At 67.4% G+C, this 12,012-nt stretch carries 8 protein-coding genes; 3 read left to right on the top strand and 5 right to left on the bottom strand.

Annotated features, from left to right (window positions below; genetic code table 11):
* Positions 1-119 precede the first annotated feature (119 nt).
* Together OMW55_RS02405 and OMW55_RS02400 are read left to right on the top strand one after the other, a co-directional pair.
* The gene (locus OMW55_RS02405; protein WP_264880537.1) at positions 120-884 is read left to right on the top strand and encodes an outer membrane protein; all 765 of its coding nucleotides are present in this window, start codon (positions 120-122) and stop codon (positions 882-884) included.
* Positions 885-1,076: 192 nt separating this feature from the next.
* On the top strand, positions 1,077-2,510 hold the full coding sequence (locus OMW55_RS02400) for a coniferyl aldehyde dehydrogenase (RefSeq protein ID WP_264880535.1): 1,434 nt from the start codon (positions 1,077-1,079) through the stop codon (positions 2,508-2,510).
* Here OMW55_RS02400 and OMW55_RS02395 read toward each other — a convergent pair.
* The 4 genes from OMW55_RS02395 to OMW55_RS02380 form a co-directional block, all read right to left on the bottom strand.
* Entirely contained in the window at positions 2,507-4,174 is a 1,668-nt protein-coding gene (locus OMW55_RS02395) for a GMC family oxidoreductase (protein ID WP_264880533.1), read from the bottom strand. The two genes, OMW55_RS02400 and OMW55_RS02395, sit on opposite strands and share 4 nt — an antisense overlap.
* Positions 4,175-4,185: 11 nt before the next feature.
* Positions 4,186-5,043 carry an alpha/beta fold hydrolase gene (locus tag OMW55_RS02390; RefSeq protein ID WP_264880531.1) on the bottom strand — a complete coding sequence of 286 codons (858 nt, stop codon included), beginning with the start codon at positions 5,041-5,043 and terminating at the stop codon, positions 4,186-4,188.
* Between the two features lie 68 nt (positions 5,044-5,111).
* The gene (locus OMW55_RS02385) at positions 5,112-5,927 is read right to left on the bottom strand and encodes an SDR family NAD(P)-dependent oxidoreductase (protein ID WP_264880529.1); all 816 of its coding nucleotides are present in this window, start codon (positions 5,925-5,927) and stop codon (positions 5,112-5,114) included.
* Positions 5,924-7,456, bottom strand: coding sequence for a flavin-containing monooxygenase (locus tag OMW55_RS02380; RefSeq protein ID WP_319950647.1), 1,533 nt, complete (start codon positions 7,454-7,456; stop codon positions 5,924-5,926). The genes OMW55_RS02385 and OMW55_RS02380 overlap by 4 nt, the downstream gene beginning before the upstream one ends.
* 200 nt (positions 7,457-7,656) lie before the next feature.
* Here OMW55_RS02380 and OMW55_RS02375 point away from each other — a divergent pair, with 200 nt between their 5' ends.
* Positions 7,657-10,764, top strand: a complete 3,108-nt coding sequence (locus tag OMW55_RS02375) for a TonB-dependent receptor (protein ID WP_264880527.1) — start codon at positions 7,657-7,659, stop codon at positions 10,762-10,764.
* Here OMW55_RS02375 and OMW55_RS02370 read toward each other — a convergent pair.
* Positions 10,761-12,008, bottom strand: a complete 1,248-nt coding sequence (locus tag OMW55_RS02370; protein WP_264880526.1) for an MgtC/SapB family protein — start codon at positions 12,006-12,008, stop codon at positions 10,761-10,763. The genes OMW55_RS02375 and OMW55_RS02370 overlap by 4 nt on opposite strands.
* Between the last annotated feature and the right edge of the window lie 4 nt (positions 12,009-12,012).

Below are 12,012 nucleotides of genomic sequence, written 5' to 3'. Positions count from 1 at the left end.
CAGTTTGAGCTTTTCAGGTCAGACAAGTGTTGCTACTTGGTGCGGACCTGAAACGAACATTAACTTCTTCTTATGAGTTCTTGTCGCTAATCAGAGCTCACCATAAAAGGGGCAAGCGTATGAAATTAGTAGGTTTTACCGCGCTCGCAGCGCTGGCTCTGGGAGCTTCGCAGACTGCGAACGCCCAGGGCATCTCGCTGCGCGGCGTTCGTGCCGACGTTGACGTCGGCGTCGATCGGTTCTTCTCCGAGGGCAATCACCACAACAAGCTCGGCTTTGGTGGTTCGGCCGGCGTCGACGCGCTGATCGGCACCGACTTCGTGCTCGGCGTGGAAGGCACCTTCTGGAAGCCGCGCGGCGGCAACGAGAACATCACTCGTGACGGCCCGGGCGTCGCCTACCGCAAGTCGTTCGAGGAGTGGGGCGGTGCAATCCGCGCCGGTGTCTTGGTGAGCCCGTCGACCCTGGTGTACGGCAAGGCCGGCCTGGTCGTGAACGAGCAGCGCAAGCGCTTCGACCGCGATCCGGTCGTCGGCCAGCCTGGCACGTTCGGTGACTATTACAACCACTACCGCACCAAGGGTTACACCCTGGGTGGCGGCATCGAGCAGATGTTCGGCCGCAACCTCTACCTCAAGGCTGAAGGTCGCTATTCCAACTACCGCACCAACTCGTCGCGTCTGGTCGGCCTGATTGGCGTTGGCGTCCTCTTCGGCCCGAGCGCGGAAGTAGTCGCGCCGCCGCCGCCGCCGCCGCCGCCGCCGCCGCCGCCGCCCCCGGCGACGCAGACCTGCCCGGACGGCTCGGTGATCCTGGCGACCGACACCTGCCCGGTGCCGCCGCCGCCGCCGCCGCCGCCGCCGCCGGCTCCGGAGCGCGGCTAAGCTGAAGCGGGGCTCCGCTGTGAGCCCCGCCAACGCACGGCTAAGCAAAGATTAGAGGCTGCGGAACTCCGGTTCCGCAGCCTCTTTCTGTTTGGGATAGCCCCGGCAGACGTGCCGGTGCGACCGGGTCCTTCCCTGAAGAACAATGGCGGCGTATCACGTCGCTCGGATAAACATCGCGGAGCGCCCGACATGGCCGATGCCGACCCTCGCCAGCCCGCTACCGATAACGCCGCATTGCGCCGGCAGTTCGACTTGCAGCACCTCGCCTCCCGTCGCCATCCGCCGGCCGGCCTAAAACTGCGCCTCGATCGCATCGACCGGCTCGCTGCCCTCGTCCGCAGCAACGTGGACCGCTTCGCCGCTGCGATTTCGGAAGATTTTGGCGTCCGCGCCCGTATCGAAACCGAGCTCATGGAACTGGTTCCGACGCTAGGCGCCATTCGCCATGCGCGAAAGAACCTGGTGAAATGGATGCGGCCGGAGAAGCGGCACGTGAGCATCAACTTTCAGCCGGGCAAGGCGTGGGTGCGGCACGAACCGCTGGGCGTGATCGGCATCATCAGCCCGTGGAACTATCCGCTGCAGCTCGCCCTCTCGCCGCTGGTCGACGCCATTGCCGCGGGCAACCGGGCGCTGATCAAGCCATCGGAGCTGACGCCAGCCTTTGCCGAACTGCTCAAGGAGACGGTCGCCGGGCAGTTCGACGAGGAGGAGGTTGCGGTGGTTACCGGCGGCGTGGAGATCGGCCGAGCGTTCTCGTCGCTGCCGTTCGACCACCTGCTGTTCACCGGTTCGACCGCCGTCGGCCGGCAGGTCTACAAGGCCGCCGCCGAGAATCTGGTGCCCGTCACCCTCGAGTTGGGTGGCAAGTCGCCAGTCATCTTGTGCGACGACTACCCCTTGCCCAAGGCGGCGCGCAGCATCGCCTTCGGCAAGTTCCTCAACGCCGGCCAGACCTGCATCGCCCCGGACTATGTCCTGGTGCCCAGGCACAAGGCGGAAGCGCTGGCCGACGCGCTGCTGGCGGAGGTGCGGCAGTCTTATCCGACCGTCGCCGGCAATCCGGATTATTCCGGCGTCATCAGCCAGCGTCACCGCGACCGCCTGCTCGGCGCCATCGAGGCGGCGCGCAGCGGCGGCGCGACCGTCATGACCCATGGCGAAGCCGAAGCGGCGAGCGCGGGCAAGGTGCCGCCGACCGTCGTGCTCAATGCGCCGGAAGAGACCATCCTTGCCAGCGAGGAGATCTTCGGCCCCATCCTGCCGATCGTGCCCTACGATTCGCTGGACGAGGCGATCGCCTTCGTGAACGGGCGCGACCGGCCGCTGGCGCTCTACTGCTTCACCAAGGACCAGTGGCGGGAACGCCATGTGCTCGACCGAACGATCTCGGGCGGGGTGACGCTTAATGGCACCCTGCTGCACATCGCCCAGGAAAGCCTGCCGTTCGGCGGGGTCGGGGCAAGCGGGATCGGCGCTTACCACGGCAAGGAAGGTTTCAAGCGATTCAGCCACGCGCGCGCCGTGCACAAGGTTGGCGCCTGGAATGCGTTCGAGAAGCTGGGTCCGCCTTGGGGCAACTTCGCCCGGCGGGTTGCCAAGGCGATGCTGAAGCGCGGCTAGGCCGCCACCCGCTCCTTCGCGGCGGCCTTGATCAGGTCGGCGGCTTTCTCCGCGATCATGATGGTCGGCGCATTGGTGTTGCCGCTGATAAGGCGGGGCATGATCGAGGCATCCACCACGCGCAGGCCCTCGACGGCGACCACCTTCAGCTCCGGATCGACCACCGCCCGATCATGCCGGCCCATCGCGCACGTGCCGACCGGGTGGTAGATGGTCGTGCCCATCTCCCGCGCATAGTCCAGCAGCTGCTCGTCGGTCTGGACATCAACGCCGGGATTGGTCTCATGATCGATGTAGCCGGCCAGCGGATCGGTCCCGGCGATCCGGCGACCCCATTTGAGCGCCGCTATGACAACTTCCTCGTCGAGGGGGTTGCTGAGGTAATTGGGCGCGATCGCCGGATGGGCCGCTGGATCGGTCGACTTCAGGTGCACCGACCCGCGTGACTCCGGCCGCAACTGGCACGGCGCGATCGTCAGGCCGGGTTCCTTTTCCAGCTCCATCTTCTGCTCGTTGGACAGCTTTTCGGCGTCCATGGTGGCGGGGAGGATGTGAAACTGGATATCGGGCCCGGCAAGGTCCGGCCGTGACTTGCAGAAGACGGCGATATGCGCCGCCGACAAGGTCAGCAGGCCGCGCTTCTCCCGCATGTAGCGCCACACCTCGCGCAGCAGCCGGGGTCCGCGGGCCAGCTCGTTGACCGACACGATGCCTTTCTTCAGCCGGTAGGTCTCTCCAACCACATAATGGTCCTGCAGGTTCTCGCCGACGCCGGGGAGGTCCTGCACCAGCTCAATCCCGAGCTGGCGCAGGCGCTCGCCCTGCCCGATCCCGCTCAGCTCCAGCAGCTGCGGCGAATTGATCGCGCCACCGCTGAGGATCACCTCACGCCGCGCGCGCACCACCCGCCGGGTGCCTCGCTGCTCGAACTCCACGCCGACCGCGCGGCGCCCTTCGAACAGCACGCGCCGGGCCAGGGCGCGCGTTTCAACCCGCAGGTTGGGCCGGTCCATCGCCGGATGGAGGTAGGCGACAGCGGCCGACCAGCGCTTTCCGTCCTTGATGTTTACCTGGAACCAGCCGACCCCTTCCTGCTCGGGGCCATTGATGTCGCGGTGCGGCAGGCCAAGCTTCTCGCAGGCGGCGATTGCCGCCTCACTCACCTCGTGCCCGTCCGCTGGGTCGGAGACGTGCAGCGGTCCGCCCACCGCATGGATCTCGCACTCGCCGCGCTCCTGATGCTGCGCCCTGCGGAAGTAGGGGAAAACGTCCTCCCAGCTCCATCCGTCGCAGCCGAGTTGGCGCCAGCCGTCGTAATCGGCGCGCTGCCCGCGCACGTAGAGCATGGCGTTGATCGAGGATGAGCCGCCGAGCACCTTGCCGCGCGGCCAGACATGCTGGCGCCCGTTGCTGCCCGGGTCGGCTTCCGTCGTGTACAGCCAGTTGACCTTTGGGTCCTTCAGCGCCTGCGAATAGCCGAGCGGTACGTGGATCCAGATGTTGGACAGCCACTGCCCCCGCTCCTTGCCCGGCCGGTCGTCGCCGCCCGCCTCCAGCAGGACCACGCGGGTCCCCGCGTCCTCGCTCAGCCGCGCGGCCAGGACGCACCCGGCCGAGCCCGCGCCGACGATCACATAGTCCGCTTCGAGCTCGTCCGTCGCCATCGACACCTCCTTCAAGCGATTGCGCTGCGCACCCACTTGGCCGTTTCGACCGGCTGGGTGAACGGCAGCATGTGGCCGCCGTCAGTCAGCGTCAGTCGGGCGCCCGGTATCTCCCGCGCCGTCTTCTCGCCATGCTCGCGATAGTCGAGCAAATTGTCCTCGCGCGCGAACAGGATGGCGACCGGCAGCTTCAGCTGCGGGTAGCGCGCCACCATTTCCTCCGCATCGGAGCGGGCCAGTTGCAGGTCTCCGCAGGCCGCCTCCACATTGCCCGGGCGCAGCGCCAGCGCACCGCCCCCAGCCGTCAGGTAATCGGCCGGCACCGGCTCGGGCGCGAACACCTGCTTCAGAACGGCGTCCCGCGTCGCCATGCCGAGCGGCACTGCGATGGTCATCGACACCAGGCGGGCGAGCCGGAGCGGCACCATCAGGCCGCGGAACACCTCCGGCACGTTGTGGACCGGCTGGGTCGCCGGGGCGATCAGCGCCAGCCCGCCGACCTTGTCGGGATAACGCTCCGCCACATGCAGGCTGAGCGCACCGCCCAGCGAGTGGCCGACCAGGGTCGGCTTCTCCAGCCCCATGGCGTCGATCAGCGCGCCGATCGCCTCTGCCTGGTCGGTCAGGTGCTGCGACCGGCTCGGCAAGCGCGGCGAGTAGCCGGAGCCCGGCCGATCGACCCGGATCACCCGGTGGTCCTTCGCCAGTTCATCGACCATATTCTGCGCAAAGCTGCCCAGCGTCGCACCAAGGCCGTGGATCAGGAGCAACGGCTTGCCCTCGCCCTGCTCCGTCACGTGCAGCCGGAACTCGCCGGCCTCGACGATCCGCCCAGTCATTGGTACCTGCCGCTCGGCGCGCTTCGCCACGCGCGCACTGTATAGGCCGGCCCCGAGCATCCCTCCAAGGACCGCCGTGCCGCCGATCGCCCAGTTCCTCATGACATGCTCCGCTTCAGGATGTTCCAATAGCCGATCGGGGCCAGCCGCTCGATGAGGCTGCCGATCTTGGCGTCGTTGCCGACCAGCACGCGGGGCTTCTCGCCTTCCACAGCCGAGACGATGATCTCGCCCGCCTTGATCGGCGACATGCGCAGGAACTTCTGAAAGCGGTCGCGCTCCTCCGCCATCTGCGCCGCTTCCTCGTTGGAGACGTGGCGTGGCGGGCGGGCGTTGCGGGCGATGTTGGTGTTGATGCCACCGGGGTGAACCACCGTGACGCCGACCGCCGAGGCGGCCTCCTCCAATTCTCGCCGGAGCGATTCAGAGAAGCCGCGGACCGCGAACTTGGCGGCGGAGTAAGCGGTCTGACCGGGCGGTGCGATCAGGCCGAAAAGGCTGGACACGTTGACGATGCGGGCCTGATCGCGGGTCCTCAGCAGCGGCAGGAAAGCGCGGGTCAAGCGCACGACGGCATGGAAGTTCACCTCCATCAGCCAATCGAAGTCGGCCTCGTCGACCTGCTCGAACGTGCCGCCGATCGCGACGCCCGCGTTGTTGACCAAGAGGTCGACGCGGCCATGCTCAGCCAGCACGGACTGCGGCAGGGCGGCGGTGGCGGCGCGGTCTGTGACGTCGAGCTTGTGGGTGGTGACCTTGACCCCGCGGATCATGCCGGCCGTCTCACGCAGGCCGTCCTCGCTGACGTCGGCGATGGCGACGCCGCAGCCGCGCCGGCTGCACGCCAGCGCAATGCCACGGCCAATGCCGCTGCCTGCCCCGGTGATGACGGCGACCCGCCCGTCGAGCTTCATGCGACCTCCTTCGTCAGCGAGCGCGGCGGCACCGCCCGGGCGTCGGCGCGAGCGAACTGCATCACGCCGTCCTCCACCTTGCCGAGCTTCAGCGACAGCCGGTCCAGCGCGTAATTCTGGTGTAGTTTCCACGGCGCCCGGTCGCCCTGCTTGGGCAGGATCGACAGCGCGCGCTGAACGTAGCCGGAGGTGAAGTCGAGGAACGGGATCTCGGCGACGTCGGGCTGCTGCTTGGGACAGGCGATCTGCACATCTCGGTCGCGCAGGTGGTTGAGGAGGCGCGTCAGGTAGGTGGCGATGAGGTCCGCCTTCAGCGTCCAGGACGCGTTGGTGTAACCGAAGCTGTAGCTGAGGTTGGGCACGTCGCCGAACATCATGCCCTTGTAGGTCATCTTCTTGTTGAGCTGCTGCCGCACGCCGTCGATCGAAAAGGCGACGTCGCTGAGCAGCTGGAGCTTGAGGCCGGTTGCGGCGACCACGATGTCCGCCTCAAGCTCGCGCCCGGACGTGAGCTTCACGCCGGTTTCCGTGAACGTCTCGATCGTGTCGGTGACGACCTCGACCGTGCCGTCGCGGATGCCGGCGAACAGGTCGGCGTCAGGCACCAGGCACAGCCGCTGGTCCCACGGATTGTAGGCCGGGTTGAAATGCCGGTCGATCTCGTAGTCGGGCGGCAGTTCCTTGAGCAGGCCCTTGCGGAGCATGCGCTTCATGGTGTCGGGCCGGCGCCGCGCAAGCTGAAAGAAGGCTTGCTGCAGCAGCACGTTGCGCCAGCGCACCACGCTGTAGCTGGCCTTGTCGCCGAGCATCTTGCGCAATCCGTTCGCGACTTTGTCGACCGCCGGGCGGCTGACCATATAGGTCGGCGAGCGCTGCAGCATGGTGACGTGTGCGGCGCCGCCCTTGGCCATTTCAGGCACGATGGTGACGGCCGTCGCGCCGCTGCCGATCACGACGGCCTTCTTGCCTTGGAAGTCGAGGTCGTCGGGCCAGAATTGCGCGTGAAAGAAGCGACCGGCGAACTGCTCCTGTCCGGGGAAGTCCGGCAGGTAGGCTTCGGCATAGTTGTAATAGCCGCTGCACATGTGGACCCAGTTCGCGGTGAGCGTCACCGACTCGTCCGTGTCGGTGCGCCTGGCCTCCACCGTCCAGCGGCCGGTGCTGCTGTCGAAGTCGGCGCTGACCACATGGTGCTTGAAGCGGATGTGGCGGCGGATGTCGTACTTGTCGGCGACTTCGTTGACGTAGCGGAGGATCGACGGCCCATCGGCGATGGCCTTGCAGTCGGTCCACGGCTCGAAGCTGTAGCCCAGCGTGTACATGTCGCTGTCGGAGCGCAGGCCCGGGTAGCGGAACAGGTCCCAGGTTCCGCCGATCGCCTCCCGGCCTTCGAGAATGACGAAGCTGCGGTCGGGCGAGTAGCGGCTGAGGTGCCAGGCGGCGCCGATGCCGGAGAGGCCAGCGCCGACGATCAGCACGTCGACATGCTGCGGCACTCCCTCGTTGTCTTGCTCCCGTGTCTTCAGCATCCAGTCCTCACCAGCGCGCTTGACAGTGGGCCGGGGCCCGTGCCCTCATGTGTGGGACCAGATGGCGAGGTCCGCAAGGGCCTGGCCGCTTGGAGGGGGGCACCCTTGGAGGAGGGACACCCGGCTCGTTGGCGTTGTGGTCGGTCGCCCGTGCGACCGGCGGTCGGTGTTGCCCCACGGGGGCGATGAGGGAGCAAAGCATGGTTCGTGGCTCATTGTATCTCGCCGGGGCTTCCGCCGCGGCGATCGCATTCGCTTGTCCGGCCGCCGCGCAGACGGTGCCCGAACCGGGCGGAGCGCCGCCGACCGGCAACATCGAAACCGGCGCCGGAGCCGACCAGGACAAGAGCGGCGACGCGCAGAGCGGCACAACCCAGAGCGCCCAGCCGCAGCAATCCGCCACCGGAGAAACGGCCGGCGGAGACATCATCGTCACTGCCCAGCGCCGCTCCGAAGCGCTGCAGCAGGTGCCGATCTCCGTCTCCGCCTTCACCGGCCAGGCATTGGAGCGGCAGCAGATCAGCAATGCCACCGACCTTCAGCTCAGCCTGCCCAACGTTACGTTCACCAAGACCAACTTCACCTCGTCCAGCTTCACCATCCGCGGCATTGGCGACCTGTGCGTCGGCTTCTCCTGCGACCAGGCGACCGGCATCCACGTTAACGACATGCCGCTGACCAGCACGCGCCTGTTCGAAACGGAGTATTTCGACCTGGAGCGGGTGGAGGTGCTGCGGGGACCGCAGGGCACCCTGTTCGGCCGCAACGCGACGTCGGGCGTAGTCAACTTCATCACCGCCCGTCCGGACCTGTCCCGCGTGGCCATGAACGGCACGCTGGAATACGGCAATTACAAGTCGCTGAAAGCGACCGGCATGCTGAACGTGCCGATCACCGACACTCTGGGCGTGCGCGTGGCCGGCTACTTCCTCAGCCGCGATGGCTATACCAAGAACATCTTCGACAATAGCCGGATCGACGGACGCGACCTCTACGCATTGCGTGGGTCGGTCCGCTGGCGGCCGAGCTCCAGCACCACGCTGGACATCGTCGGTTACCGCTTCCGCGAAAAGGACGACCGCAGCCGCATCCAGAAGCAGCTGTGCAACAACGATCCGACCGGCGTGCTCGGCTGCCTGCCCGACAGCTTGGAATATGAGACGGTCAACGGCCGTTCCACCCTGGCCGCGACCCTGTCGTCACAGCAGTTCATCCGCGCCCGTTTCCTGACCGCACCGCCCGCATTCCAAGCACTGGTCGCGGGGCTGAACCTGGGCCTCGTCAACCTCAACAGCCCGGTCGACGCCTTCTACAACGGCGTGGTCAACCCGAACGACCTGCGGACCGTCAACATCGATTTCAAGCCGACCTACAAGGCCAGCGAGAGCTTCCTCATGGGCCGGCTGGAACAGGACCTCGGGTCCCAGTTCAGCGTGACGGTGACCGGCGGCTACCAGAAGCAGCTGGTCGACAGCCGCACCGACTATAACCTGGTCGCGGCCAACAGCCTGGTGGGCAATCCGGGCCTCACCAACCTGGCGATCGCCGCTGCCCTGTTCCCGACCACCTTCGGTCCTGCCTATCAGGCGCTGGTTCCGAACGGGCTGGGCGGGCCGTTCTGCGTGTCGGAAACTAACACGCTCTACAGCGGCATCTATGGTGGCCAGGTCAACAGCTGCAGCCCGCGCGGCGGCGACTACGACCGCTCCAACAGCCATTCGCGGCAGTACAGCATCGAAGGCCACCTCGACTCCAACTTCGACGGGCCGTTCAACTTCCTGATCGGCGGCATCTACCTCAACAACCGGTTCACCGACTCCAACTACTATGTAGCCTCTTACGGCCTCGACTATGCGTCGGGCGTGTTGGGCAGCCTGATCACCACCGCCGGGGTGCTCGGCGGAGCAGCGGTCCCGCCGCTCTTCCAGGCGCCGCCCTTCTATAATTCGGAGGTCAGCGATTTCCGGCTGAAGAGCTACGGCCTGTTCGGAGAAGCCTATTTCCAGGCTAGTGACCGGCTGAAGTTTACCCTCGGCCTGCGCTACAACCATGACGACAAGACGCAGGTCGCGCGCGCGCCGATCCTCAGCTGGGCGGCGCCGATCGGCCTGGTGGACGCGACGACCTCGCCGTTCCTCACCACCGGCATTCCGGCGCTAGGCGTCGGGCCCTACGATGCCGACGCCTCCGTCGCCGGAGCGCAGCCGCAGGCGATCGCCAACGTCAAGTTCGGTCGCCTCACCGGACGCGCGGTGGTGGATTACCAGCTGACGCCCAACAACCTGCTCTACGCATCGGCGTCGAGAGGCTACAAATCGGGCGGTCTTAATCCGCCTATCGACCCGTCCTTCAACGTGTCGCCGACCTTCGAGCCGGAAACCATCAACGCGTTCGAGGTCGGCAGCAAGAACACGTTCGCCGGGGGCGCGGTGCGGTTCAACCTGTCGGGCTTCCTGTACGACTACAAGGGCCTGCAGCTGAGCCGAATCGTGGCCCGCACGTCCGTCAACGACAACACGGACGCGTCGATCTACGGCGGCGAGGCGGAGCTGGTGCTACGGCCCGCGCGCGACTTGTTGATCAACCTGTCGGCGAGCTACCTCAAGTCCAAGATCAAGGACCTGAGCCTGGTCGACCCGCGCGATCCGTCGGGTGGCCTGGCCAGCGCGGTGATCATCAAGGACCTGGCCGGCGGCGCCAACTTCGTGGTGACCAGCCCGACCCTGCCGCCCGCCGCGGTCAACGCCTTCGTGGGCGCGGTCAATGGCGCGGTGCTGGGCCTGAACGGGCCGGTGCCGATCCCCGGCACCAACACCACCGGCGCCTTCTCGCTGGTGGAAGCGCTGCAGTCGGCCATCTCAGCCCCTAACGCCGCCCTGCGCACCGCCTTCGGTACGCCCACCGGCTCGCTGCCGTTCACGATCAGCACTGGCATCGAGCAGGACCTGTCGGGCAACGAGCTGCCGCAGGCGCCTAATTGGAAGCTGTCGGCCGGTGCGCAATACACCTTCCGCTTCGGCAACGGCTTGAGCCTGGTCCCGCGAGCCGACTGGAATTGGACGGGCAGCTTCTATGCGCGCAGCTTCAACCGGCCCATCGACAAGGTCGACAGCTTCGCGGTGCTGAACGCGCAGGTGCAGCTGAACGGGCCGCAGGACCGCTGGTTTGCCCGCGCGTTCGTGCAGAACGCGACGGCCAACGATGCCATCACCGGCCAGTTCGTGCAGGACGCCAGCTCGGGCCTGTTCACCAACGTGTTCACGCTGGAGCCGCGCCGCTACGGCGTCGCGTTCGGCGTTAAGTTCTAGAGGCGTAACGCCGCCAGGCCGGCGGTAACGAGCAGGACGGCGGTGCTGGCGGACAGGGCCAGCGCCGCCGTTCTTCCTTTTCGGCCCGCGTAGGCCACCACGACGCCGATCTTCAGGCCCATGTTGGCGAGGATGGTGCCCGCCACCGCCAGGGCCGCCAGATCGCGTGCGATGGCCGTGACCGAAAGCTGCCCAAGGGTCACGATCGACGCATCGACATCGAAGCTGCCGGTGATGAACAGGGTCACCGCCGTGCCGCTGCTGCCGAAGCGCGCCTGCGCCCAGCGGGTCAGCAGGGCGCCGGCGGCGACGATCACCACGAAGCCCAAGGCGGGAAGAAGCTCCACCGGGTTGCCGGGCGGCGGGGCGCTTGCCGCCTCGGCCAATCGCCGCTCGCGCAGCCACACGCACAGCGCAGCCGCCCAGCCGGCGATTGCGGCGGGCCCGAGGAGCAGGGCGAAGGCGGGCAGCGTGGACGGGCTCAGCAGCGCCATCAGCAGTGCGACCCGCAGGTACATAACGGCGGTCGCCAGCGCGATGCCGGCGGCGTACGGGCCCGGCTCGCCCGCGCCGATCCGGCGCGCCAGCGTCGCCGTCACCGCGGTGGAGCTGTAGGCGCCACCGATCAGCGCAGTCGCCAGTGTGCCCTTGCTTGCTCCGACCAGCCGATTGGCGATGTAGCCGGCGAAGGAGAAGCCGGTGACCAGCACCACCACCAGCCACAACTGGAACGGGTTCCAAGCGCCGTACGGGCCGAAGCTGCGGTTGGGGAGGAACGGCAGCACCGCCGCGACGATCACCGCATAGCGCGCGAACGCCTGCACGTCCTCTGGGCCGAGCCGCTCCAGCAAGCCATGGAGCTGCTGGCGGGCGGCGAGCAGCAGCGTGACCACGGCCGCGAACGCCACCGCGAGCATAGGCTGGTCCGCACCCGCGACCAGCCCGAGCGCTAGCGCCACGGCCGCCGCCAGCATATTGGTGACGCTTCGCTCGCCGGCGCGCGCGTAGCCCAAGAGCAGCAGCCCGGCGGCGGTTCCGGCGATGGCCACGGCGACCAGCGGATGCAGCAGCCGTCCTAGCAGCGCCGCGAGCCCGCCCGCCGCGCCGATCAGCGCGAAGGTACGCACTCCGGCGACGCGGCTGCCGTCCGGCTCGCCGCGCAGCTGCCAGCCGCGCTCGACCCCCAGCATCAGCCCGGCCGCGAGCGCCGCCAGCAGGCTCAGCGCGAGGTCGAGCGGAAGCATGCGG

The sequence above is a fragment of the Sphingomonas arvum genome (assembly GCF_026013565.1).
GTDB classification, from domain to species: domain Bacteria; phylum Pseudomonadota; class Alphaproteobacteria; order Sphingomonadales; family Sphingomonadaceae; genus Sphingomicrobium; species Sphingomicrobium arvum.
This window is presented reverse-complemented; position numbering and strand designations above follow the sequence as displayed.